Source organism: Xanthobacter autotrophicus ATCC 700552 (assembly GCF_043194565.1).
Classification (GTDB): Bacteria; Pseudomonadota; Alphaproteobacteria; order Rhizobiales; family Xanthobacteraceae; genus Xanthobacter; species Xanthobacter autotrophicus_F.
The window spans coordinates 21905-47286 of sequence record NZ_JBAFVS010000030.1; the positions used below are offsets into that span (position 1 = coordinate 21905).

Genomic DNA, 25382 nt, shown 5'->3' on the forward strand with positions numbered 1-25382 from the left:
GGAGACCATCATGACGATCTCACGTCGAAATTTCCTCGGCGCCTCCGGTGGCATGGCACTGATCAGCGCAAGCGCCGTCTCAGGCCGCGCCCAGGCGGCCGCGATCCCCGAAGCCGCCACCATGAAAGAGGCGGTCATGCAGCCACCGCTCGTTCCGACGAGCGGTCCGGACTACCAGCCCGTCGTCACGCTCAATGGCTGGACCCTGCCCTGGCGGATGAACGGCGACTGGAAGGAATTCCATCTCGTCGCCGAACCGGTCGTGCGCGAGTTCTCGCCGGGCATGGTCGGCCATCTGTGGGGCTATAACGGCCAGTCGCCCGGACCGACGATCGAGGCGGTCGAGGGCGACAAGGTCCGCATCTTCGTCACCAACAAGCTGCCGGAACACACCACCATCCACTGGCATGGCCAGTTACTGCCGAGCGGCATGGATGGGGTCGGTGGGCTGACCCAACCGCATATCAAGCCGGGCAAGACCTTCGTCTACGAGTTTCAGCTCCAGAAGAGCGGGACCTTCATGTACCACCCTCATGCCGACGAGATGGTCCAGATGGCCATGGGCATGATGGGCTTCTTCGTGGTGCATCCGAAGGATCCCGCATTTCGCCGCGTTGACCGGGACTTCGTGTTCCTGATGGCGGCCTACGACATCGATCCCGGCACCTATGTGCCGAAGGTCGCCGAGATGACCAACTTCAATATGTGGACCTGGAACAGCCGGGTCTTCCCCGGCATCGACCACATCGTTGCCGGCAAGGGCGATAAGGTCCGCATCCGGTTCGGCAATCTCACCATGACGAACCACCCCATCCACATGCACGGCTACGACTTCAAGGTGTCGTGCACTGATGGCGGCTGGGTTCCCGAGGGCGCTGCTTGGCCCGAGGTCACCATCGACTGCGCGGTCGGGCAGATGCGGGCCTTCGATTTCGTCGCCGACAAGCCCGGCGATTGGGCGATCCACTGCCACAAGTCGCATCACACCATGAACGCCATGGGCCACGACGTGCGCAACTTCATCGGCGTCGACAAGAAGGAGTTCGCCAAGAAGGTCCGCAAGCTCGTCCCCGACTACATGCCGATGGGCACGGCCGGCATGGCGGACATGGGCGAGATGGAGATGCCGCTGCCCGACAACACCCTGCCGATGATGACGGGCTTCGCCCAGTTCGGGGCGGTCGAGATGGGCGGCATGTTCTCGGTCGTCAAGGTGCGCGAGGGGCTCGCATCCGGCGATTACAAAGATCCGGGATGGTTCAAGCACCCGGAAGGTACGGTCGCCTTTGAGTGGAAGGGCGAACCGAAAAGAGCCGAACGCGAGCCTCCTGCCGCGTTCGACAAGTCGAGGACCGCCGAGTTCAACGTCGTGAAACCCGGCAAAAAATCCCCCCATGGCAATCATTGAGAAGGATTCCTACGTGCAACCACGATTCCTGATCGCCGCGCTTGCGGCCCTTACCCTGTCGACCGCAGCGCTGGCCGACGCTGGCCATTCCCATGGGGATGACCGCGCGTATGGCGAGCCTGGAGATCCCAAGAAAGCGGCGCGCACCATCCAGATCACCATGCGTGAATCGGACGGGAAGATGGTGTTCATCCCGAACAAGATCGACATCCGCAAGGGAGAGCAGGTCAAGTTCGCCATCCGTAACAATGGTGAGCTCGATCACGAGATCGTCGTCGGCACGCTCGACGAAAACCTCAAGCACATGGCCGAGATGATGAAGAACCCGGACATGGAGCATGACGATCCCAACGCCAAGCGCCTAGCACCGAAGAAGACCGGCGAAATTGTCTGGAAGTTCACCAAGGCCGGGGAGTTCGACTTCTCCTGCCTCATCCCCGGTCACCGGGAATCCGGCATGACCGGCACCATCATCGTCAAGTAGTTGCACTCAACAAAGGAGCATAATTATGCGTAAGCTTATAATGGCAGCGGCGATCTCCGCGTTTTCGACCGCTGCCTTGGCGCAGGCGGCTCCGGTCGATGGACAGATCACCAAGATCGACCAGGCCCAGGGCAAGGTCACGCTCAAGCATGGGCCGATCAAGAACCTCGACATGGACGGCATGACGATGGTGTTCGCCGTCGCCGACCCGGCCATGCTGAAAGCGGTCAAGGTCGGCGACAAGGTGAAGTTCGAGGCGGATCGGGTGAGCGGCCGTCTGACGGTCACCAAGATCGCCAAGGCGAACTAACATCTCGCTATCCCGGGGAGCGCTGCGGCGCTCCCCGTCCACTGGAGGACCACCCGATGAACATGGACCGCAGACGCGTGCTCCTGCTCGCAGGCGCGACGCTGCTCGCGCCAGCGGCTGCCAGTGCCGCCAGCCAACCTTTGGTCACGGTCTACAAGGACCCGTCCTGCAATTGCTGCGGCGCCTGGGCCGAGCACATTGCGAAGGCCGGCTTTTCCACGAAGATCGTCGAGGAGCCAAGGATTAACGCAATCAAAGTTCGCTTTGGGATTCCCTCGGCGCTCTGGTCCTGCCACACGGCCGAGGTCGAAAACTACCTTCTCGAAGGCCATGTTCCAGCCACGGCTTTGATCCGGCTCCTGGCTGCGCGTCCGTCCGTACGCGGCATCGCCGTTGCCGGCATGCCGGTGGGATCGCCAGGCATGGACGTCGCGGGGATGGAACCGGAGACCTACGACGTGATGGCTTTCGGTTCCGAAACGCCAAACCTGTTCATGCGCTTCCGTGGCGCCAGCCCGATTCCGAGCTGAGAGCACAACCATGGACGAACGATCGGTGAGCATTCGGAAGGCAAGCCGGCTAACCAGAACGCTCCTGGTCGCACGCCCTGCAGCAGGCTATTCCGTGGTCCAGCGGCTCTTGCATTGGGGCGTGGTCCTGCTGTGCCTGACCCAGATTCCCACGTCATGGGCCATTGCCCGCACCCACATGACGCATGCCTTCATGCAGCCGGCTCCATTCGACCTCTTCCTGCACCGCGTCCACGCCTGGGGCGGCTGGCTTATTCTGGCCTTCGCAGTAGTCCGTATCGGCCTCAGATATCTTCATGGTGTCCCGCCGCTGCCAGCGGCCTCCTCGCAGATCACGCGTTGGGGGACAGCGGTTAGTCACGCGCTACTGTACGGCCTGCTCTTCGCGCTGCCCATTACCGGCACCGGCGCCATGTATGTGAACAGCGCTGCCTTTGCCCCAATCCATCGGGTTCTCACATGGTCGCTGCTCGCCGTCGCGGTCGTTCACGCCGTCGCGGCACTCTGGCACCATCTCATCCGACGCGACGAGGTTCTTCGTCGAATGATCACCGGGGTTCGAACCGCGAAATGACCACGAATGGGTCAGACGCGGTCCTGACTGGCGTCTTCTAAATCAGGACCGCTCAATACACAGGCCAGCCCCCATCGAGTCGACAATGACACGCGAGTGGAAAATCGGAACAGGCGCAATTCTACTTTCCGCTTGTTTGACACCAGCGTTCGCCGCCGATGATGACAGTCTCGTGCGAATTCTTGCGAAAGCGGATATTGCTCACAATTTTGTGGTGTATTGCGCTCAATATGATCCATCGATCATTGAAAGGACAAGAGGCAGTGTCGGCGATGCGCAACAGCTCATGCTGCACGTTCGAAGTGACGTGATCTCTGGCTTGCCTCAAGCTGAGGCGTTGGAAGTTGTGGTCCGTTCGGCGAATGCAGCGCGCATCGGTGTGTTGCTCGCTATCAGAGAGCGCTACGGACCGACGCAAAGCGAAGAAAGCGCGCGACTTGCTAACTGGTGTAAAAGATCAGCAGCGCCTTCGGTAAAAGAATTCGTCAGTAGTCACGACGATCATCATGATGCGTTTGATGCGGAAATTGCGAGGGCAAAGGAGGACCTGCAGCTCCCTAACAAACATCCTTCCTTCAAGTGAGCCAAATGAATGTAGCCGAAACGCCAGACGTGAAATTTCTCACATCGGCGGCCGCGACTCCTCACTAACGTTTAGCTTTCTGGGTGAGTGCCTCAAAGGAGATCATCGTGAGAATCTACAAACTCTTCGCCTTTGGCGCTTTCGCAATCGTTGCCACAACACCTGTCATGGCGGATTCCTATTCGCCGACGTTGGCAGGAAGGGAACGCGCGCGCCACGAGTTCCGGGATGTCCAGCGTGGGGCTTATCCGAGGGGTCCTGCGCCACAGCTGACCGCACCGGCCCAGCGAAACGTCGTGCCGGCGCCGCTGAAGAGGTTGCTCAGTTCACCGGCCGAAGGCAAGTCCAATATGTGAAAGGCCGATCTCCCTTAGGGTCCAGACTCACAACCAGTAGCTGACGGTGGCTGCGATACAGACGGCCGCGAGGAAGTTGACGGCGTTTCGATCGTAGCGTGTCGCGACCCGTCTGAAGTCCTTCAATCGACAGAACATGCGCTCGATGGCGTTGCGATGGCGGTAAAGTACAGGTGAGAAGCAGTTTTTCCAGGTGCGATTGGTTTTGGGTGGAATGTTCGGCATTGTGCCGGCTTCTTCGACCTGGCGGCGGATGGCGTTGCTGTCATAGCCCTTGTCGCCATGCAGGATCTCACAAGGTGGCAATCGATCCAGAAGCTCCATTCCCGCTGTGCAATCAGCGACTTGTCCACCGGTCAGCATGAAAGCAAGCGGGCGGCATTCCTCATCAGTCAACGCATGGATTTTGGTCGTTCGCCCGCCACGAGAGCGGCCGATGGCCTGATTTTTCTCCCCCCTTTGCCACCAGACGCCGAGCGATGCGCCTTGACGGCCGAGGAGTCGATCAGCACCTGGACAGGCGGCCCTCCAGCTTGTGCGAGCGCATGGAAGAGGTTGAACCAGACGCCTTTCGCCGCCCAGCGGACGTAACGATTATAGAGCGTCTTCTTTGGACCGTAGGCGGGTGGCGCATCGATCCAGCGGCCACCTGATTTCAAGACATGGATGATGCCACTGATCACTCGCCGATCATCGACACGAGGCTTGCCGCGCGTGTTTGTCGGGAGATAAGGCGAAATCCGAAGAAACTGCGCCTCGCTCAGCCAGAAGTGATCTCGATCCATCACGGTTTCCTCCTGGAAACCCTGAATCACAAACCGACAGCCATGCCAATCAATTTATGGGTCTGGACCCTAGAACGATGTTAAGCCGCACCCATTTCCAGGGCGCGGCTTAACTGCTCCCGATCAATCGCCGGAAAGCTGATCGCCTCTAATTACGAGGCCACGGCCACTTCGGACAATGAAGCCAGACCGCATGAGCTTGGTGAGTTCTTTTGTGACTGCCTCGCGCTGAGAGGAAATACGCAAAGCCAGTTCCTCATGCGTTGGCAGGCAGTCTATCATCAAGGTGCCGTCCGCTCCCGATTTCGCCAACCGCACCAACTCAATCTTCAAGCGGCTGTGCATCGGCAGCGTGACGGTATCGGCGAGGCGCCGGTTCACACGGCACAGCCGCCGGCACATGACGCGCATAACCGCCGTTGAAAAAGCCCCGTGCTCCACAATTGCCCGAAAAAAGCTCGCCCGATCGATGACGAACGTGTTCGAGGTCTCGGATGCCTCGACAACAAGGGGCACAATATTATCCGCAAAAGCGGCTGATTCTCCGATCAGTTCACCGCGCTCAACGTCAGTCACAAAGACGTCGATACCCTGCAGCGTTGGTATCGAAACCCGCAAGCGTCCATCCGCGACGACGTATATCACTGACGCGGTATTGGCCGAGATCTCGAAGCGTTGTGCCTTCGGAATGGTCCGCCTGTGCGCACCGAGCTGAAGGCGGGCGTCGTCCAGAAAGTCGAGGAGGGTGGTGTGACCCGGTGATTCCGAACAAGTGGGGGCTGCAAGAGAAAAGACATTCATGACACTGGCCTTGCAGGCGCGCGCGTCGACAGCGTTTCGCTCCATGCAAGCGAATGCCAGGAGGCGCGGACGCGTTCGCCCAGAGAGTTCGACAGGAGGAGATTTGGAGCGGCCAGTGCTTGTCGCACGGACCGCGTCCGTCGCACCGAAAGACGAATCGACGCTGCGGATGCATCCGCCACGCCAACGGCCCTCAGTGCCGGCTATCAGGTCAGCCGAGGCGGCCGATCCAGCGGGCTAAGCTGGGAACCGTGAACAGAGCTGTGCCCGAGACGGAACGTCAGCCGACGCACGTTCCGCACTGCGGAGATCAGATCCCTGCTAGGCCACAGCACAGCACAGCTCGTGGCGGAACAATCCGAAGGCATCAGCCCAGGATTCATCGCGGAGCCGCACGCTCCATTCTCATCTGGGCACGACAGCGCGTATTCGCGGGACAGTTCCTGTGTGGGGCTCGCGAAAACGCCGGCTCCAACGCCACTATCAAAGGCGCCATGAAACATCCCCGCAGACATTACAAGGACGGCGGTAAGCAACAAAGCAAGGTATCGACGCACTGGTAACGACATCATCAAGGCCGCCCAAGGCAGAAAAAGCCGATCGATTCGACGAAAGGCATAGAAGCCGCTAATCGAGGCGACCGTGTGTCTCTTGTCTGGCAGACCAATCGAGCGTGAACGTGGCAACGACTCGAAGCGGCCGAACCGCCGCTACTTGTCCAGGTTTCTCCTTCCGCGTCGGAATCCCTGGACCAAACAGGTCGGAACTATCAACGCGGATGGACCGCATCGCGCGAGACGACGCGGGTGCCCCCCTCCTCCCGAAGATGAACCCAGATCGATAGAATCTGCCGGCGCGTCCCGCAGAGTGACAAACGCATTTCTCGGGAAGTAAGTATACGTATGTGCATAGGGCGCGAGTATATTTACTGATGATCTCGTATGCTTGCATGTTCCGCGAACATATTCTACAATATACGAAGATTTAACCATCAATTATATTTTCACTTACACCATTTTGTGAAGCCGAATGTGAAATCCTTCACATCGCATCTGCGTCTCTTCCCGCAGTTTCCGGGCATCGCGACAGTGCTTTGAAAAAAGGAAGTTGATATGGCCCTGAGGAAGATCCTGTTCGGTGGCATGGTGGCGCTACTGTCTGCAGCACCTGCTTTCGCTGACTATTATCCGTCTACGCTTTCCCAAAAGGAGCGTGAACGTCACGAGTTTCTCGACGTCCAGAAGGAGGATTTCCCGAGCGGACAGGCGCCCGCGTATATGTCATCCATGCCGCCCGGCGATCCGCAAATGCCGACGATGACGGGTGAGGCCACGATCCCCTCCAAGCCGAGGCTCTAGCAGGCCCCGCATCGCACCACTCGGAAATCGAGCCGCGCCCTTTGTTGGCGCGGCTCAGCACTCCCGCAAAACCTATGAGTGTCGTCCTGGAGCGACGCCGCGGTCGTGTTGCGGCACCTTCGTGCGCTTATCAAAGGATCCTCACGTCACTCTGAATCTTGCTTCCAGCAGATCGACTTCCCTGACCAGCTTGCGCGCCGCCTCGTCTGTGAGGCGCCGGCTGCGAACAATGCGATAGATCTCGTCGCGTTCGGCACGCAAGCCCGCCAGGCGCAGCCTGCGTTCGATCTCGTCGATCTTCCGGGCGAGTTCGCGCTCCTCGCCAGTCTTGGAACGGCCATCGATGCGCTGGCGGTAAAGCTCCATGATCCGCGCTCCGGCATCCACGTAAAGATCGGCGTCGCTGCGTCCCTCGCCCATATCATGCTGGACCCGCTCGACGGCCCGGATCGCCGCCTCCGACGCGGCGATCCGGGCGCGGTCTTCGTCTTCCTGATGCGAAGGCTCCGGCGGCAGTTCCAGCCCCTTGAGAAGATGCGGTAGGCCGATGCTGGCGGCGACGAGCGACAGGATGATCACGCCGGCGGCCAGGAAGATGGCGAGGTCACGCGCCGGAAACGCTGTCCCGTCGGCCATCACCAGCGGCAAGGTCAGAACGCCGGCGAGCGTGATCGTTCCGCGCACGCCTGCAAGCGACATGGCGGCGATCAGACGCCAACTCGGCGTGACAAGGGCTTCACCCCGGCGCGCAGCCCGGAACAAGGTGAAACGCAGCGAGGTCCAAACCCAAAGAAGCCGCAATGCCGCAAGCGCCAGGTTGATGGAGACGACGTAGACGAGGAGCCAGGCCGGCTCGTGATGCCCGGTCTCGTGCACGACCTGCGCCGCCCCGGCCAGGATCTGAGGGAGCTGCTCGCCCAGCAGAACGAAAATGATTCCGTTGGCGGTGAACTGGACCGTGTCCCAGACGGCGCTGCGACGGACACGGGTGACGGCGAGCGCTTGTCCGGTCTGCTCCACATAACTCATGGTGATGCCGGCCGCGACCGCGGCGAGAATCCCCGAACAATGAAGACGCTCGGCCAGAAGATAGGCGGCGAAGGGGATCAGCAGACTGATCAGGATCTGCGAGCCGGTTTCTTCCCCGAATTTGCGCGAGATCCAGTTCTTCGCCTTGGTCGCCGACCAGGTCACTCCCGTGCCGATCGCGATGCCGCCGATCGCAACCCAGAGGAATGTGCCGGCGGCCTCGGCGAGGGAGAATGTACCGGTCAGGGTCGCGGCAACCGCGAAGCGCATGCAGACCAGGCCCGACGCATCGTTGAGCAGCGACTCGCCTTCGAGGATGTGCATCAGCCGCTTGGGAATGGGCACTCTGGCAGCAATGGCCGACACCGCGATCGGATCGGTGGGCGAGACGATGGCCGCCAGCGCGAAAGCAACCGCCAGCGGCATGGCCGGGATCATCCAGTTCACCAGGAAGCCGACGCCGACCACGGTGAACACGACCAGGCCGAAGGCAAGCTCCAGGATCGTGCCCTTGTCCCGGAACACACCCTCCTTGGGGATGCGCCAGCCGTCCAGGAACAGGAGCGGCGGCAGGAACAGCAGGAAGAAAATCTCCGGTTCCAGTTCGACGCCGAGATTGGCCACCGACGCGATGACCACGCCGAGCGCGATCTGAAAAAGGGGAAGCGGTAGGGCGATCGGCGACATGCGCGCGAGCGCACCGCTGATCACAACGGCTAGCAGAAGGATCAAGGCAACTGAGATCGTCTCCACGTCTGCTCCAGTCCCGGTTGCATGGGCGCGGCCTGTCGATAGCCGGCTTCATCCCGCGCTCGGGACCGGACCCATCTCGCCTCCCACGTCGATCGGCCGCGTATGCAGGAGCCCTATGGTGAAGGTTCATGGCGGCCGTAGTGCGGATTCCGGTCGAGCGAACTCAGCCAGGGGAGGATGAAGCGCAGGTTTGTCGCACAAATGATGGTAGCGTGTCGGCGACATTTTTTCCGGCACTGGAGTTTTGGAACGGCGGCAAATGCAAGCGGTTCTGAGGTCCGGCATGCTCAAGCTGGCGCACGCCGGGTAGCTCGGCGACTCTCCGTCCGTGGGTCGGGGTTACCGTCTCGACAATCGTCTGCCGCCCGAGCCTCGCACGATCCGACACGGCAGGCCGCTACCGCTCGACCGTCGGAGTACGGCACCGAGATTGAGCTTCACCTATGACCTTTTGGCCCATCGGCGAACTTAACCTCGATCAAAGACGTGCCGTGGGGAACCGGCGACCAAGCAGGCTCGGCACGAAATGGCGCTCACGTCGCTGGCGCGCGGGCCGAACCTCGTCGAGCATTCCATAAGCACCATGGTCTCCCAAAGGCCGTAGCAAACAGCAGGATCTCGTAGAATGACCTCTGACCGGCCACATGCCCACGATCACAATGGTCATGCCGATCACGCTGGCGGCAGGCGCCAAGACGATCGTCACACCGATCCCAAGATCGTGGCAGCGGCCGGTTCCAGTCATTCCGAGCATGCCGGGCACGATCATGGTGCGATGGTCGCCGACTTCCGCCGAAGGTTCTGGGTCACACTCCTTCTCACGCCGCCGGTCCTGCTTCTGTCGCCGATGATCCAGCACTGGCTTGGCGTTGCCGAGACGCTGGCCTTTGCGGGAGATGGACTGGTTCTCTTCGCTCTTTCAACGATCGTCTATGTTTATGGGGGTTGGCCGTTTCTCACCGGCTTCCTGTCCGAGCTGCGCAAGGGGCAGCCCGGAATGATGACTCTGATCGCGCTGGCGATCTCGGCCGCCTACTTCTTCTCGGCCGCCACCACCTTTGGCTTTCCGGGAGAGCCATTCTATTGGGAGCTCGTGACTTTGGTCGCGATCATGCTTCTCGGCCACTGGGTCGAGATGCGCTCCGTGATGGGTGCATCGCGCGCGCTCGAGGAACTGGTCCGGCTGCTGCCTGACAGCGCTACGAAGATCGGCGCCGACGGCTCGATGCAAGAGGTCCCCATCTCCGCATTGCAGCCGGGCGATCGGGTTCTCGTCCGCCCGGGCGCCAAGGTGCCCGTCGACGGGAAGATCATCGAGGGGTCGTCCGGCTTCAACGAGGCGATGCTGACCGGCGAATCCCGCCCGGTTTCCAAGACCGTCGGTGCCACCGCCATCGGCGGCGCGATCAACGGCGCCAACGCCGTGACCATCGAGGTGACCGCCACGGGCGATGCCACCTATCTCGCACAGGTCATCGATCTCGTGAAGAAGGCGCAGGCGACGCGCTCCAGGACGCAGGACATCGCCAACCGTGCTGCCTCGTGGCTCACTTACATCGCCCTTACCGTAGGCTTCGGGACGCTCTTCGTCTGGTGGCTCGTTCTCGGCGCGTCGCTTGAATTCGCGCTCGAGCGCATGGTGACGGTGATGGTCGTCGCCTGCCCGCATGCGCTCGGGCTTGCCGTTCCGCTCGTCGTCGCCGTCAGCACCTCGCTCAGCGCCGGAAACGGACTTCTGATCCGTGACCGCGCGGCCTTTGAACGCGCGCGCAATCTAAATGCGGTGGTCTTTGACAAGACCGGAACGCTGACCGAGGGCCGGTTTGGCGTGAGCGACATCGTGCTGCTCGCCGGCGGTGACGAGAACGAAGAACTCGCCTTGGCGGCAGCGGCCGAGAGCCAGTCCGAGCATCCGATCGCCCACGGCATCGTCGCCGAGGCCAGGGATCGCAACTTGACCGTCCCGAAGGCAAGCGAGGTCAGCAACATCACCGGAGAGGGCATCGTCGCAAAGGTTGACGGCGCCGACATCCGTATCGTCAGCCCCGGCCACCTCGCAAGGCAGGGCAAGGCGATCGGCCACGAGCGGCTCAAGCAATTGGAGGCCCAGGGCAAGACAGTGGTCGTGCTCGTCCGCGACGGCGAGCCGCGCGCGCTGTTCGCGCTGGCCGATATCGTCCGGCAGGAATCGAAGGAGGCCATCGCCGAACTGAAGGCGCTCGGGATCAACTCCGTGATGCTCACTGGCGATGCCAAGGGGGTCGCGCAAGCGGTGTCGGACGAACTGGGCATAGCTGAATATTTCGCCGAGGTGCTGCCGGATCAGAAGTCCGAGAAGATCAAGGAATTGCAGGCGCGCGGACTGCAGGTTGCCATGGTTGGCGACGGCGTGAATGACGCGCCGGCGCTGGTCGTGGCCGATCTCGGGATCGCCATCGGCGCTGGCACTGACGTTGCCGTGGAATCGGCCGACGTCGTCCTGGTCAGAAGCGATCCGCGCGATGTGGCCGCGATCCTCGGCCTGTCACGCGCCACCTACCGCAAGATGGTACAGAACCTGATCTGGGCGACCGGATACAACGCAATTGCCATCCCGATGGCGGCCGGCATCACCTTCGGAACGGGTTTCCTGATGACCCCAGCCGTCGCCGCCGTTTTCATGTCGGCCAGCACCGTCATCGTCGCCATCAACGCGCAGTTTCTGCGGTTCTACCGGAAGAAATGAGGAACATGATCCATGCGCCTGATCCTTCCCTTGCCCGGAAACGAAATCTTCGCCCGACATCTTGCCGAGTCCGGGGGATGGGAACTGGGTGCGATCGAGACGCGCCGCTTTCCCGACGGCGAGACCTACGTTCGGATTCTCTCCAATATTGCGAACCGTCCCGTCGATCTCGTCTGCACCCTGGCGCCGCCGGATGACGGGTTCCTGCGTCTCGTTTTCGCGGCCGATGCGGCCCGGTCGCTCGGTGCGCGCGAGGTCACGCTCGTTGCGCCCTATCTCGCCTATATGCGGCAAGACCGTCGCTTTCTGCCCGGCGAAGCGGTGACCTCGAAGACCTTTGCCCGCCTCGTGTCCTCGACCTTCGACCGGTTGGTGACCGTCGACCCGCACCTTCATCGCTATGCCGCTCTTTCCGCACTCTACACGATCCCGACAGAGACGCTTCATGCCGCGCCGCTTCTCGCCGACTGGATCGCGGCTGAGGTGCAGAAGCCTCTCATCATCGGGCCGGACGAGGAAAGCGAGCAGTGGGTCTCGGCCATTGCCGCGCGCATCGGCGCACCCCATGCCGTTCTAAGCAAAACCAGGCACGGCGACCGCAGCGTCGACGTCGAGCTCCCCGACCTCTCGCAATGGAGCGGCCTCCGGCCGGTCCTCGTCGACGACATCGCGTCGTCCGGCGACACGCTCTTTGAAGCCGCATGCAAGCTTCCGCTCCAGGGGTTCGCGCGGCCCGTCTGCGCCGTCATCCATGGCCTCTTCGCCGAGGATTCCTACCAGCGCTTATTGGCCGTCGCCGACAGAATCGTTTCGAGCGATTCTGTCCTGCATGCGAGCAACGCCATCCGTCTCGCACCCCTGATAGCCGCCGCCATCTCGGCCGCCCGGAATGTCCCGCGGGATATTGTCCGCCACAGGCGGCCGGCCGAACCGCTCGATGAAGTCGAACGCGCCGGCATCGACTCCTTTCCGGCCAGCGATCCTCCGCCATGGACAAGCGGCGTCAGTCGAACGCGGACGCCGGTCCCACGACAAGGAAAAGGTGATAGCGCAACATGAGTGAAATGACATCGGACGCATTCGCGATCTGGCATAAGGGCTACGGGCCCATCGAGCACAGCGCCGAGACGGTCGAGCGTGTTGCAGCACTCGCAGCCTCGGGACACATGGCGCCCGACAGGCTCTACCGGCTGCTCGCCGCTGCCGACCGTCTGGCCTGCGCGGCGATGTGGACCGTCGTCCACATGACCTATGCCAGCCGGGTCAATCTCTCCGGCGCGCCGCTGCCGGCCGATGCGTTCAAGCCGACGCCTGAAGGCCATACCGGTGGCTCGCTCAACATGGTTCCTGCTTTTGTCGGCTATCTCACCGCCAACACGATCACCGCCAAGACCCGCTCATGGCTGATGGGGCAAGGCCATTGCGTCGCAGCGATCGAGGCCGTCAATGCGCTGACTGGCGACGTCTCGCCGACGCAGAAAGGCCGCTACGACCGGACCGAGAAGGGGCTCTCTCAGCTCGCGGCCGACTTCTATTCCTATGCGATCGATGCGGAGGGTCGCGCCGCGGTCCCGCTGGGCAGCCATGCTGGTCCCAACACCGCCGGGGCGATCTCGGAGGGAGGCTATCTTGGTTTCGCGGAGGTGCAATATGTGCACATGCCGCTTCCCGGAGAGAGTCTCATCGCCTTCCTGAGTGACGGCGCCTTCGAGGAGCAGCGCGGCTCCGACTGGACACCCCGCTGGTGGCGCGCCGAGGATTCCGGCCTCGCGATCCCCATCATGATCCTCAACGGACGCCGCATCGAGGAGCGCGCTCAGATTGACCAGCAGGGCGGGGCCGACTGGCTCGCGGCCCATCTTCGCCATAACGGCTTCGATCCCTTCGCGATCGACGGCCGCGACCCGGCCGCGTTCGCCTGGGCGATCCTCACGGCCGAGGAGCGGCTCGGACGTTTCGCCGCCGATGCCGATCACGTCTATCCCGCGCCCATCCCCTATGTGATCGCCAAGACGATCAAGGGGTTCGGCTTTCCGGGCGCCGGCACCAATGCGGCGCACAACCTTCCGATCGACGGCAACCCGTCGCGCGATGACGCGGCACGAAACGCCTTCAACGAAGCTGCAGCAGCGCTCTTCGTTCCGCTGCAAGAGATTGACCGCGCGGTCGGCGCGCTTGCCATCCACGACCCGCAGAACCGGCCGCTCGAAAGCCGCCATCCCCTCGCACTGCGAAGCCCGCCGTCACCCCAGCTCCCCGAACCCGAATGGATCCGCGTGGGCGATGCTCCGGACTGCGCCATGCATGCGCTAGACCGCTGGTTCGTGCGCGCCGTCGATGCCAATCCGGATTTACGGCCGCGGCTCGGCAATCCCGACGAGTTGCGCTCCAACCATATGGGCGCCGCGCTCGATCGTCTGCGGCATCGCGTCAACGTCGCCGAGCCCGGGGTAGCCGAAGCCGTTGATGGCGCCGTCATCACCGCGCTCAACGAGGAAGCAGTTGCAGGTGCGGCGCTCGCCAACAAAGGCGGGCTCAACCTGATCGTCAGCTATGAGGCCTTCGCCATGAAGATGCTGGGCGGCCTCCGTCAGGAGATCGTCTTCGCCCGGCGTCGTCGCGAGGTCGGTCAGGAGTCCGGCTGGATCTCGGTGCCCCTCGTCGTCACCTCCCACACCTGGGAGAACTCCAAGAATGAGCAATCGCACCAGGACCCGACGATTGGCGAGGCACTGCTCGGCGAGATGTCGGACACAGCCCGGGTGCTCTTTCCAGTCGACGCGAACAGCGCAATGGCCGCGCTGCGATCGGTCTATGACGGACGCGGCCAGGTAGCCTGCCTGATCGTATCGAAGCGCGACATGCCGCACCGGCTCGACGGCGAGGCGGCTGGCCGGTTCGTGTCCGAGGGCGCGGCCCATATCGATGGCAATCCCGGCGAAGCCGACCTGCAACTGGTGGCGATCGGGGCCTATCAGCTCGAGGAGGCGCTCAAGGCGTCACGACGCCTCTCGGCCCGTGGCCTCAAAGCCGTCGTGACGGCATTGGCGGAACCGGGTCGCTTCCGTGCGCCGCGCGACCCGATCGAGGCCGCCTTCACCGCGAGCGACGAGGATCTCGCCGCACTATTTCCCCCGCAGCTTCCCCGCGTCATCGTCACTCATACGCGGCCCGAGCCGATGCTTGGTCTGTTGAGGCGGCTGGACGGGGGACCGCTGAGAACCGCCGCGCGCGGCTATATCAGCCGGGGCGGCACGCTCGATGTCGACGGCATGCTGTTCGCCAATCGCTGCTCCTGGGCTCACCTGATCGATGCGGCGACCCCGCTTGCCGGTTGGTCACGCGACGATTTGCTCACGCCCGCCGAACGCGCCGCCGTCGACAGTAGGGGTAACCCCGCCGATCTTTTCCAACCCGCGATCTGAAGGCCGCCATGCTTACGCTGACCTCGCTGGGCGGTGCCGGCACCGTCACTGGCTCGAAACATCTCCTGACTCATGATGGAAAGCGCATCCTGATCGACTGTGGCTTGTTCCAGGGCCTCAAGAACTTGCGCGAGCTGAATTGGGAGCCCTTGCCGGTCGAGCCCTCCAGCATCGACGCCGTCGTGTTGACCCATGCCCATCTCGACCATTCCGGCTATCTGCCGAAGCTGGTGCGCGACGGCTTTCGCGGCCGCATCTTCGCAACCGAGGCCACGCGCGATGTGGCCGAGCTGATCCTTAAAGACAGCGGCTATCTGCAGGAGAAGGATGCCGAATACGCCAACCGCAAGGGATTCTCGAAGCACAAGCCCGCCTTGCCGCTCTACGGCATTCGCGATGCGGAACGTGCGCTTGAGTTCTTCTCGCCCGTCCCCTTCGGTGAGACCGTTCAGCTTCCGGGCGACGCGACGCTGACATTCCGTCATGCGGGGCACATCCTGGGCGCCGCAACCGCGGACATCGGCTGGGCCGGCCGTCGCGTTGCCTTCTCCGGCGATCTCGGACGCTACGGCGATCCGGTCATGCCGGATCCCGAGCCAGTCTCGGAAGCCGACTTCATTGTCATCGAATCCACCTACGGCGATCGCATTCATAAACCGGGCGACATCACCGAGGTTCTCGGCGCGGTGATCGAGCGCACAGTCCAACGCGGCGGCACCGTCGTGATCCCGGCCTTCGCGGTCGGCCGCGCACAGTCGCTGCTCTATCATCTGTGGAAGCTGAAGACCGCCAGCAGGCTGTCGAACATTCCGATCTATCTTGACAGCCCTATGGCGATCGACGCGACCGATTTGCTTCATGCGCACCGTGCTGATCATCGCCTCACACCGGAGGTCTGCGGCGCGATCTGCGGAATTGCGACGTATACGAGAGATGTCGAAGGGTCCAAGGCGATCACGGCGAGCCCCTATCCCAAGGTGGTGATCTCGGCGAGCGGCATCGCGACCGGCGGTCGCGTGCTCCATCATCTGAAGGCTTTCGCGCCCGAACAGAAGAACACCATCCTGTTCTCCGGCTTCCAGGCCGCCGGAACGCGCGGACGTGCCATGTTGCAGGGTGCAAGCGAGATCGAGATCCACGGCCAATGGATTCCCGTTCGCGCAGAGGTCGACGATCTGACGATGCTCTCGGCTCACGCCGACGCCAACGACCTGATGCACTGGCTCTCGGGTTTCCGTCACAGCCCCTCGCGTGTCTTCATCGTGCATGGCGAGCCCGAAGCCGCTGAGGCGCTGCGCGTACGCATCGACAGGGATCTCGGATGGAGCGCGAGCGTTCCCCGTCAGGATCAGGTGTTCGATCTATGACCGCAGCCCTCGAACGGACCGACGCCCTTGCACAGCCGATGCTCCGCGCCAAGCGTCTTGGCCTGCACACCCAGCATCAGGCCGTGGTCATCATGCGCACAGACTGCCATGTCTGCCGTTCGGAGGGCCTTGCCGCACGCTCGCAGGTTCTTGTTTCGACAGGCAATCGGGAGGTGCAGGCAACGCTCTTTCAGATAGAGGGCGGCGAATTGATCGCGCTCGACGAGGTCGCTCTTTCTGAGACCGCCTGGACGATCCTCGGCATTGCGGACGGCGAAGCCGTTAAAGTCACACATGCGCCGGCGATCGAATCGTTGGCAAGCGTGCGCCGGCGCATCTACGGCAACCGCCTCGACGCATCCGCCTTCGCGGCGATTGTCAAAGACATTGTCGCCGGACGATACACCGACGTGCATCTTGCCGCATTCCTGACGGCGGGCGCCGCCTTGCCTCTGGACGAGCAGGAGACCGCCGATCTGACCGGCGCGATGGTCGAGGTTGGCGAGCGTATGCGCTGGGATGCCCCGATCGTCGTCGACAAGCACTGCATCGGCGGCCTGCCGGGCAATCGCACCACGCCGATCATTGTCGCGATCGTCGCAGCGCAGGGCCTCATCATGCCCAAAACCTCTTCACGCGCGATAACCTCGCCGGCAGGCACGGCCGATACGATGGAGACGCTCGCTCCAGTCGACCTCGACATTGCGACGCTCCGGCGCGTGGTGGAGGCTGAAGGCGGCTGCATCGCCTGGGGTGGCGCGGTGCATCTCAGTCCCGCCGACGACATCTTCGTGCGCGTCGAGCGTGAGCTCGATGTCGATACCGAAGGCCAGCTCATCGCGTCCGTGCTGTCGAAGAAAATTTCCGCGGGCTCGACCCATGTGGTGATCGATATTCCTGTCGGCCCGACCGCCAAGGTCCGCAGCGAGGAACTCGCCGGTCACCTCGCCGAACGCATGGGGGCGGTCGCCGCGCGTTTCGGCCTGACCGCGATATGTCTCCAGACCGATGGTTCACAGCCGGTCGGCCGGGGGATCGGGCCGGCGCTCGAGGCTCTCGATGTCCTGGCTGTCCTTCAAAATGCCGGCGATGCGCCGGACGATCTCAGGAGGCGCGCCGCGACGCTTGCGGGTGCAGCGCTCGAAATCGGCGGAAAAGTGGCAACGGGTGAAGGGACTCGGCTGGCGCTCGAAACGCTCTCCGACGGGCGCGCCTGGGCGAAGTTCGAAGCCATCTGTGAGGCGCAGGGCGGGATGCGGACACCTCCGACTGCGTCCAACGTCCATCCGCTTGTGGCCCCGCATGCAGGACGCATCGTCCATATCGACAATCGAAAGCTCGCCCGGCTTGCAAAACTCGCTGGAGCGCCCGAGGCCAAGGCCGCCGGCGTTCGCATGGACGTGCGGCTGGGCAACGAGATCGACAAGGGCCAGCCAATGCTTCATGTCCATGCCGAGACGCGTGCCGAACTCGCCTATGCCCTGGAATACGCCGCCCGGTCCGGCGATATCGTCAAGGTCGAGGCATGAGGCGGCAATTGGTTCTCGCCGGCGTCGTGGCAGCGCTTTGGGATCAATTCTATCGGTGCGACAAGGTGCTGCTCAGACGAACAGGCGACCGTCATGATCAGCTGCGCTGATGACGTGACTTATCCATCACGGGCCACGCCATGGACTTCTTGATCCTGCAGCTCGGTCTGGCACTTGCCATTGGCTTGCTCGTCGGCCTGGAGCGTGGGTGGCGCGAGCGCGACACGCCGGATGGCGGCCGCGCGGCGGGCATCCGAACATACGGCATCTCCGGACTGCTCGGCGGCGTGGTGGCGGCTCTCAGCGCCAGCCTTGATGCTCCCTCCATTCTGATCGCCGGCTTCCTCGCCTTCACCGCGGTCTTCGCCTGGTACAAGGCACGCGAGTCCCTCCACGATGAGGATTACAGCGTGACCGGCATCATCGCCGCGCTGGGCGTGTTCGCCTTGGGGGCGCTTGCCGTCGTCGGGGATCAGCGCGCCGCCGCCGCCGGTGGGGCCGCGCTCGCCGCGGTTCTCGCCAGTCGCGAGCTTCTGCACGGGCTTCTCAGGCGAATTTCCTGGATCGAGCTTCGTTCGGCTCTGGTGCTCGCGGTGATGACGGCGATCATCCTGCCGCTGCTGCCCGATCGAGCCGTCGATCCCTGGGGCGGCTTCAATCCCCGGCAGGTGTGGCTCTTCACCGTGCTGACGGCGGCGATCTCCTTCCTCGGCTACATCGCGGTCCCGGCTCTCGGCACGACCCGGGGTATTCTGGTCAGCGGTCTTGCCGGAGCCGTCATCTCGTCCACCGCCGTAACTCTGTCGCTGGCGCGGATCGCCAAGACCGGAACGAATCCCTGGCCGCTGGCAGGTGCCGCGATCCTCGCGGCGGGCGTATCCGTGATACGGGTCACGGCAATCGTCGCCATCGTCGCGCCGTCGGTGCTGGGCGTCGCGGGTCTGGCCATCCTGGCCGCAATCGGCGGCTTTGCGACCTGCGGCATTCTCCTCCTGCTGTCGCGCCACACCATTTCGGGCGAAGGTACGCAACCGCCGCGCAACCCCTTCGAGGTGGGGCCGCTGATGTTGTTCGCGGCGCTCTTCGCGGTCGTCTCCACCGTGAGCGCCGCTCTTTCGGTCGGAAGCAGCAGCGGGATGGTGGCGACCTCCGCCATCTCGGGAATATTCGATGTCGACGTGGCAGTGCTCAGCGCGTTGCGGCTGCTCGGACAGCCGGCAACCATGGAGGCGGTCGGACACGCCGTGCTTCTGGCGCTCGCTACGAATGCCATTGGCCGCCTGGCCGTCGCCGCCGTTGCGGGACCGGTTCGCTTCTGGCTCCCGCTGGCGGCCGCTACGGTGGTGGCCATTGCGCTCGGCTACGCTGCCTTTGCGACGCTGCCGCATTTCGAGTGGCCGGGACCGTCAGCCGTGATAGGCTCTTGAATGGACGAGGCGCGGGCATATACCGTCGTCCCGCACCCGGACCGCAGATTTGCCGAGGACGGAGCTCCGTGCCTGAAGTCGCGTCAGAACTCCCACCGTCTGCTCGATCTCATGTTGTTCGGACGGCATGATCTGAGAGCACAGTTCGGTGATCTCGGCGTCGTTGATCTCGGCTTCACGGCGCATCGGGATGGCTCCGGAATGGTGGACGGCTCCCAGCGTTTCCGCACCGAACAACGCACTACAGCGCCGGTCCGCTCCAGGCCAGCGGACCAGCGCCTGTCCTTGCCCCGAGAGAAAGGCGCGTCAGCCGGGCTGAACCTCTGCGGGATAGCCTGCCGACTTGAGCACCGCGCTGATTTGTTCGACGTCTGCCTTGCTCTCCAGCTTTACGGTCTTCAGCGCCGTGTCGACGTCAATCCTGGCGTCGACGTCGATGCTCTTGAGAGCTTTGGTGACGGTCGCAGCACAACCGCCGCAGTTCATGTTGGGGATTTTCAGATAGACCATGGCTTTTTTCCTCAATTTGGCACTCCGTGAGTGAAGGTGGTGCTTCCAACAATGGGAAGGTCAATAGGTCTGCCCGCCGAAAAAATGCACAAGTCGGCGTTGACCTTCCCATTGTTGGAAGCACCATGTTCGCGGTCAGCTGTGATTCAAGGAGCTGACGACATGCCGACCTCAACCGCATTCGCCTCTCCATCCGCAACGTTGCGGCTACGCATCGAAGGCATGACCTGCGCTTCGTGCGTGGGGAGGGTCGAGAAGGCCTTGAAGGCACTGCCAGGGGTGACGCGCGTGTCGGTCAATCTCGCGACGGAGCGCGCCGAGGTCGATTTTTCCGCACAACCCGACCCGGTTGCCGTGGTCGGCGCGGTCGAGACCGCCGGCTACGAGGTCGGTAGCGAGACGGCGGAACTCGTCGTCGAAGGAATGAGCTGTGCGTCCTGTGTCGGACGCGTTGAGAAGGTCTTGAAGGCGCTTCCCGGCGTTCTTGATGCATCGGTCAACCTCGCCACGGAGAAGGCGCGGATCCGGTATCTCGACAATTCTGTTTCCGCCTCGGATATGATTGCTGCGGTAGTAAGCGCCGGCTACGGCTCGCGTCTGGTGACGAATGGGGCGGTTGCCGAGGATCGGGAGGCCGCTCGGCGCGAGCGGGACATGCGGTCGCTGCGCAATGCGCTGCTGCTCGCGGCGGTCCTTACCGTGCCGGTCGTGGTTCTCGAAATGGGCAGCCACTTGGTTCCGGCAATCCATATTTGGGTGATGGAGACCATCGGGCAGCAGGGGAACTGGTATCTGCAGTTCGCTCTGACGACGCTGGTATTGTTCGTCCCCGGTCTGCGTTTCTTCATCAAGGGCGTCCCGGCGCTGCTGCGCGGCCGCCCTGACATGAACACGCTGGTCAGCCTCGGCACCGGAGCGGCCTGGGCCTATTCCGTGGTCGCGACCTTCGCGCCTCACCTGCTGCCGGAAGGCACCCACAACGTCTATTACGAAGCGGCGGCTGTGATCGTCGCGCTGATCCTGCTCGGCCGTTGGCTCGAGGCGCGTGCAAAAGGGCGCACGAGCGAAGCGATCAGACAGCTGATGGACCTGCAGGCAAAAACGGCGCAGGTCCTTCGCGACGGGAAAGCGGTACAGGTTGCCCTGTCCGAGGTCGTTGCCGGCGACATTGTGCAGGTGCGTCCCGGCGAGCGGGTGCCGGTCGATGGCGACGTGCTCGATGGTTCTTCCTTCGTGGACGAGTCCATGATCACGGGCGAGCCGATCCCGGTTCAGAAGGGCGCGGGCGCGGCAGTCGTCGGCGGCACGATCAACAAGACGGGCAGCATCACCTTCCGCGCCACCAAGGTCGGCGGCGACACCGTGCTGGCGCAGATCATCCGCATGGTCGAAGCCGCGCAGGGCTCCAAGCTACCTATCCAGGCGCTGGTCGACCGCGTGACCGGCGTCTTCGTGCCAATCGTCATAGGAATCGCGGCACTGACCTTCGCAATCTGGCTGGTGTTCGGTCCCGATCCGGCGCTCGCCTTCGCGCTGGTCAACGGCGTCGCTGTCCTGATCATCGCCTGCCCCTGCGCCATGGGTCTCGCTACGCCGACGTCGATCATGGTTGGCACGGGACGCGCCGCGAGGATGGGCATCCTGTTCCGCAAGGGCGAAGCGCTCCAGACGCTGAGGAGCGCGAAGGCCATCGCGCTCGACAAGACGGGCACGCTGACGAAGGGGCGGCCGGAGCTGACCGACCTTTCGCTGATCAACGGGTTCGGGGAGTCCGACGTCCTGTCTCTCGTCGCCGCCGTCGAGGAACGCTCCGAGCATCCGATTGCCGAGGCCATCGTCGCCGCCGCGAAGCTGCGCGCTCTCACCTTTGGGACCGTCCAGAACTTCGAGGCGGTTCCGGGTTTCGGCGTCGCTGCGACCGTCGATGGCCGTCAAGTCGAGATTGGCGCGGATCGCTACATGAAGAAGCTCGGTTACGACCTCGCGGAGGTCGAGCCGGTCGGCCAGAGTCTGGCGAGCCAGGGCAAGAGCCCGCTCTATGCCGCGATCGACGGCCGGCTCGCGGCAGCGATTGCCGTCGCCGATCCGATCAAGCCGACGACACGCGATTCCATCGCAGCGCTGCATCGGCTGGGGATCAAGGTAGCGATGATCACCGGCGACAACGCCAGAACCGCCACCGCCATCGCCAGGCAACTCGGTATCGACGAGGTGATGGCGGAGGTTCTGCCGGACGGCAAGGTCAAGGCGATCAAGGCGCTGCGCCAGCGCTTCGGAACCGTGGCCTTTGTCGGCGACGGCATCAACGACGCTCCGGCGCTCGCCGAGGCCGATGTGGGCGTCGCGATCGGGACCGGCACGGATGTGGCGATCGAAGCGGCCGATGTTGTGCTGATGTCAGGCGATCTGCGCGGCGTGGTCAACGCCATCGCGCTCAGCAAGGCGACGATCCGCAACATCAAGCAGAACCTGTTCTGGGCATTCGCCTACAACGCCAGCCTGATCCCGGTGGCGGCCGGCATCCTCTATCCGTTTAACGGAACGCTGCTCTCGCCGATCTTCGCGGCAGGCGCCATGGCGGCATCGAGCGTCTTCGTGCTCGGCAATGCGCTCCGTCTGAAGCGCTTCCGACCGCCGATGACCGTGGACTCCACTCCCGCGAGGCGGGCGCATCGGCCGGCGCTTGTTCCGGCCGAGTGACCCCAGCCGAGCCGCAGTAGGAGAGTTTGGAACATGAACATCGGTGAGGCAGCGAAGCGTTCGGGCGTCAACTCCAAGATGATCCGATACTATGAATCCATCGGACTTACGGAAACGGCAACCCGACAGGAATCGGGGTATCGTGACTATTCGGACAATGACGTTCATGCGCTCCGCTTTATCCGTCGGGCTCGGGACCTCGGCTTCTCTGTCAAACAGATCGGCGATCTTCTCGCGCTTTGGCGCGACCGGGATCGCAGCAGCGCCGATGTGAAGGCAATCTCCCTCCAGCACGTGCGGGACCTGCAGGACAAAAGGCAGGCCATAGAGGACATGATCGCGACGCTCAGCAACCTCGCTCAGCATTGCCATGGCGACGGACGACCAGACTGCCCGATCATCGCCAATCTCGCCGATGCGGACGTCGAACTGCGTGAGCCACAGGCCGAGAGCCGTCCGAGCAAAGCTCCCATCGCTCCCCTCGAAAGGGGCCACCTCGGACGGACGTCCACTCGTAAGGCCTGACCTTGGAAAAGCGAAGAACAAGCTTCCCGTCCTGCAGTGTCATCATCGATGGAAATAGATCGAATTGCGCCTGTGGGCGATGCCGGTCTCTTCGCCAGCTCCTTCCAGCTCGCTGCTTCATCAGCATTTCCGCAGCCGCCCTGCGCCTCGTGGAGTCTTCCCAATCGAGCGATGGCGCTAGGTCTCCGCAAGCGACTTGGCAGTGCCGGTCTGGGGGCTTGTCAGACAGTCCCCATAGCCGAACCGGTTCGCGGCTTACGCAATGTCATCGCGACAAGATAAAGCGACATGAGCGCTCCGCCGAAGCAGAAGACGGAGATATAGGCATAGGCAAAGAATGTGTATGTCACCACAAGAACACCCAGGACCAGCAAGCCAAAGACCTTTACGGCACGGTCACGCGACAACAGGAATGGAACGGTGACGAGCGCAGCGTAGATGCCATAGGTTGTTTCGCGCGTCACCACGAAGTCGAGAAGATTGACATCCTGATAGCGGACTGCCCTTTCGAGGAACGTTGTCGTCAGCCAGCCTTCATGCGCGAAATACGGCACATATTGCAGTGCGCCTAGCATGCCCCCGGCGATAGCGAAGAACAAATAGAGGCTCCGGCGCCGCCCGTGCTCGATGAAGTAGGTCGAGACCGGCGCGCCGACCGGCCAGGCGAGCCAAGTGAAGAACATGTAGGCCAGCGAATAGCGCGTCACGAGGTCCTGATCGCCCCACTGTCCGGCAGTCCATACGAGCCCTTCCGTCGCTTGCTGGAGACCGAACAGGAATGGCAGGGCAGCGATCGCGAGGTATCGCCGATCGGTCTGCCAGGCGCGATAGGTGCTCAATACTCCGGCAGGCATCAGAATCGCGGCGGCCGTGAAGCTCGCTTCTGCGGACAGGCACATCTCAGATCATAGCCTTACAGGACCTTTTTTCGAGATACTGAGATCATCCTTGAACCCTGGTCCGGCAACACCTTCAACGATCATGCGAATCGCATCATGCTCGTCTTGGGACCGAATATCACCTGCGACATGCACGATCCCGCCCTCGACGGCGACGACCGGCTGGGCTGATAGAACCGAAGCGGCTTCGGCGAGGCGTGCGACAATGGCGCGCCGCACAGCCTCGTCGCCTCGGATCTCGGCATCCGGCTTGCCGGTCGCAATGACCTTCAAGAGATCAGCCCGGCTGACGATGCCAACCAGTCGCTCCTTGCGCATGACCGGCAGGCGCTTGATGTCATGCTGGTCGATCAGCTTGGCGATCTCGTGCACAGCGGCGTTCTCGTCGATCGTGATGACATTCTTCGTCATGACATCGCCGACCTTCCAGCTCCGACTCTTCACATAGGCCCTCGCAACCGCATCGGCGTCTTGCAAGGGATTGGGGAACGCCTCTGCGGTTCCGAGCTCCGTGCGCCGCAGGAGGTCGCCCTCGGTCACAATGCCGGCAAGCAGGCCATCATCGGCAAGTACGGGGACCCCGCTCACATGTTCAGACAGCATGATCTGAGTCGCGTGCCATACACTGTGCTCTGGACTCACGGTCGTCGGCACCTCTGTCATCAGATCCTTTGCGTTCATCGTTCAGCCCACGTCCCTCTGCATTGCAGAACCCTGCGTTGATCGATCTCGGCACCTGGCCCCGCGTTCTCTACCCGGAATCGGTACAAGCAATCGGGGCCTTTTCACCGCTCGAGTCGAACCAGCGTCGGCCGCTGTGGTCAGCGCATATAGGCTTCCGTCGCATAGCGGCGCATCATGCGCTGGCTGTTGAAGGTCGCGCCGATCTTGCTGATCGACTGCTTCATCATCCAGATCCAGCGCGCCCTGTCATTGTAATAGAGCGGAAGAACGACGGACTGCAGCTTGTCGAAAAGCGCCGAGGCGTCTCCTGCTCCCGGCGGATGTCCTTCGATCGCCCATCCGGTAACTCCCTCGACCCAACCCTCGATCCACCAGCCGTCAAGGACGCTGAAGTTCAACACGCCGTTCAACGCCGCCTTCATGCCGCTGGTGCCAGAAGCCTCCAGAGGTGGAAGTGGCGTATTCAGCCATATGTCGCTGCCCGAAACCATCGCAGCGCCAAGTTTCATGTCGTAGCCGGGCAGGAATACCACGGGCACGACACCGGCAAGCCGCTCGATGTGCCGGTGAAAGCTCTCGATCAACCGGTGCCCGGGTTCATCGCGCGGGTGAGCAAGACC

At 62.9% G+C, this 25382-nt stretch carries 24 protein-coding genes; 16 read left to right on the forward strand and 8 right to left on the reverse strand.

Annotated elements, in window-relative coordinates; translation table 11 throughout:
• Window positions 1-10 precede the first annotated feature (10 nt).
• The 7 genes from V5F48_RS21990 (at window position 11) to V5F48_RS22020 (ending at window position 4245) form a co-directional block, all read left to right on the forward strand.
• Window positions 11-1408 (forward strand): multicopper oxidase family protein, encoded by a 1398-nt coding sequence (locus tag V5F48_RS21990; RefSeq protein WP_394015552.1) that lies wholly within the window; start codon window positions 11-13, stop codon window positions 1406-1408.
• Entirely contained in the window at window positions 1395-1892 is a 498-nt protein-coding gene (locus tag V5F48_RS21995; protein ID WP_394015553.1) for a cupredoxin domain-containing protein, read from the forward strand. The genes V5F48_RS21990 and V5F48_RS21995 overlap by 14 nt, the downstream gene beginning before the upstream one ends.
• 25 nt (window positions 1893-1917) lie before the next feature.
• The gene (locus V5F48_RS22000; RefSeq protein WP_213375418.1) at window positions 1918-2202 is read left to right on the forward strand and encodes a copper-binding protein; all 285 of its coding nucleotides are present in this window, start codon (window positions 1918-1920) and stop codon (window positions 2200-2202) included.
• 56 nt (window positions 2203-2258) lie between these two features.
• Entirely contained in the window at window positions 2259-2732 is a 474-nt protein-coding gene (locus tag V5F48_RS22005; protein ID WP_394015554.1) for a DUF411 domain-containing protein, read from the forward strand.
• A gap of 10 nt (window positions 2733-2742) precedes the next feature.
• Window positions 2743-3306 carry a cytochrome b gene (locus V5F48_RS22010; protein WP_394031366.1) on the forward strand — a complete coding sequence of 188 codons (564 nt, stop codon included), beginning with the start codon at window positions 2743-2745 and terminating at the stop codon, window positions 3304-3306.
• Window positions 3307-3391: 85 nt separating this feature from the next.
• Window positions 3392-3889, forward strand: a complete 498-nt coding sequence (locus V5F48_RS22015; RefSeq protein WP_394031368.1) for a hypothetical protein — start codon at window positions 3392-3394, stop codon at window positions 3887-3889.
• Between the two features lie 107 nt (window positions 3890-3996).
• Entirely contained in the window at window positions 3997-4245 is a 249-nt protein-coding gene (locus tag V5F48_RS22020) for a hypothetical protein (protein ID WP_394015557.1), read from the forward strand.
• Between the two features lie 27 nt (window positions 4246-4272).
• On the opposite strand, the gene V5F48_RS22025 is transcribed toward V5F48_RS22020, so the two are convergent.
• A protein-coding gene (locus tag V5F48_RS22025) for an IS5 family transposase (protein WP_394031370.1) occupies window positions 4273-5030 on the reverse strand; the annotation gives its coding sequence in 2 pieces (ribosomal slippage) (window positions 4273-4691 and window positions 4691-5030; 759 coding nt in all).
• Between the two features lie 123 nt (window positions 5031-5153).
• Window positions 5154-5831 carry a Crp/Fnr family transcriptional regulator gene (locus V5F48_RS22030; RefSeq protein ID WP_298314269.1) on the reverse strand — a complete coding sequence of 226 codons (678 nt, stop codon included), beginning with the start codon at window positions 5829-5831 and terminating at the stop codon, window positions 5154-5156.
• 1112 nt (window positions 5832-6943) lie between these two features.
• Between V5F48_RS22030 and V5F48_RS22035 the strand changes: the two genes are divergently transcribed.
• Window positions 6944-7189 carry a hypothetical protein gene (locus tag V5F48_RS22035; protein ID WP_298314267.1) on the forward strand — a complete coding sequence of 82 codons (246 nt, stop codon included), beginning with the start codon at window positions 6944-6946 and terminating at the stop codon, window positions 7187-7189.
• A gap of 141 nt (window positions 7190-7330) precedes the next feature.
• Here the strand turns inward: V5F48_RS22035 and V5F48_RS22040 are convergent, their stop codons facing one another.
• A complete protein-coding gene (locus V5F48_RS22040) occupies window positions 7331-8971 on the reverse strand; it encodes a Na+/H+ antiporter (protein WP_298314265.1) in 1641 nt (546 codons plus the stop codon).
• A gap of 625 nt (window positions 8972-9596) precedes the next feature.
• Here V5F48_RS22040 and V5F48_RS22045 point away from each other — a divergent pair.
• From V5F48_RS22045 to V5F48_RS22070, 6 genes are all read left to right on the forward strand, one after another.
• Complete coding sequence (locus V5F48_RS22045; protein ID WP_298314263.1) at window positions 9597-11696, forward strand: heavy metal translocating P-type ATPase; 2100 nt, start codon at window positions 9597-9599, stop codon at window positions 11694-11696.
• Between the two features lie 12 nt (window positions 11697-11708).
• Window positions 11709-12755: a ribose-phosphate pyrophosphokinase gene (locus V5F48_RS22050; protein WP_298314261.1), complete on the forward strand. Its 1047-nt coding sequence runs from the start codon at window positions 11709-11711 to the stop codon at window positions 12753-12755.
• On the forward strand, window positions 12752-15121 hold the full coding sequence (locus V5F48_RS22055) for a phosphoketolase family protein (RefSeq protein ID WP_298314259.1): 2370 nt from the start codon (window positions 12752-12754) through the stop codon (window positions 15119-15121). Before V5F48_RS22050 ends, V5F48_RS22055 begins: the two co-directional genes overlap by 4 nt.
• 8 nt (window positions 15122-15129) lie before the next feature.
• Window positions 15130-16488, forward strand: a complete 1359-nt coding sequence (locus tag V5F48_RS22060; RefSeq protein WP_394031372.1) for an MBL fold metallo-hydrolase RNA specificity domain-containing protein — start codon at window positions 15130-15132, stop codon at window positions 16486-16488.
• The gene (locus V5F48_RS22065; RefSeq protein WP_298314256.1) at window positions 16485-18017 is read left to right on the forward strand and encodes a thymidine phosphorylase family protein; all 1533 of its coding nucleotides are present in this window, start codon (window positions 16485-16487) and stop codon (window positions 18015-18017) included. The genes V5F48_RS22060 and V5F48_RS22065 overlap by 4 nt, the downstream gene beginning before the upstream one ends.
• Window positions 18018-18157: 140 nt before the next feature.
• Entirely contained in the window at window positions 18158-19444 is a 1287-nt protein-coding gene (locus V5F48_RS22070) for an MgtC/SapB family protein (protein ID WP_298314255.1), read from the forward strand.
• Here the strand turns inward: V5F48_RS22070 and V5F48_RS22075 are convergent.
• Window positions 19424-19630 (reverse strand): hypothetical protein, encoded by a 207-nt coding sequence (locus V5F48_RS22075; protein ID WP_298314254.1) that lies wholly within the window; start codon window positions 19628-19630, stop codon window positions 19424-19426. The genes V5F48_RS22070 and V5F48_RS22075 overlap by 21 nt on opposite strands.
• Before the next feature lie 120 nt (window positions 19631-19750).
• Entirely contained in the window at window positions 19751-19954 is a 204-nt protein-coding gene (locus tag V5F48_RS22080) for a heavy-metal-associated domain-containing protein (RefSeq protein WP_213375400.1), read from the reverse strand.
• A gap of 162 nt (window positions 19955-20116) precedes the next feature.
• Here V5F48_RS22080 and V5F48_RS22085 point away from each other — a divergent pair, with 162 nt between their 5' ends.
• Window positions 20117-22654 carry a heavy metal translocating P-type ATPase gene (locus V5F48_RS22085; protein WP_298314252.1) on the forward strand — a complete coding sequence of 846 codons (2538 nt, stop codon included), beginning with the start codon at window positions 20117-20119 and terminating at the stop codon, window positions 22652-22654.
• Between the two features lie 33 nt (window positions 22655-22687).
• A complete protein-coding gene (gene cueR, locus V5F48_RS22090) occupies window positions 22688-23179 on the forward strand; it encodes a Cu(I)-responsive transcriptional regulator (protein WP_298314249.1) in 492 nt (163 codons plus the stop codon).
• 221 nt (window positions 23180-23400) lie between these two features.
• On the opposite strand, the gene V5F48_RS22095 is transcribed toward cueR, so the two are convergent.
• The 3 genes from V5F48_RS22095 to V5F48_RS22105 form a co-directional block, all read right to left on the reverse strand.
• Window positions 23401-24078, reverse strand: coding sequence for a DUF6629 family protein (locus tag V5F48_RS22095; RefSeq protein ID WP_298314247.1), 678 nt, complete (start codon window positions 24076-24078; stop codon window positions 23401-23403).
• 6 nt (window positions 24079-24084) lie between these two features.
• The gene (locus tag V5F48_RS22100) at window positions 24085-24759 is read right to left on the reverse strand and encodes a CBS domain-containing protein (protein ID WP_394015560.1); all 675 of its coding nucleotides are present in this window, start codon (window positions 24757-24759) and stop codon (window positions 24085-24087) included.
• Between the two features lie 140 nt (window positions 24760-24899).
• Window positions 24900-25382 (reverse strand): glycogen/starch/alpha-glucan phosphorylase (locus V5F48_RS22105; protein ID WP_394260337.1); only part of this gene is annotated, 483 nt, incomplete at its 5' end.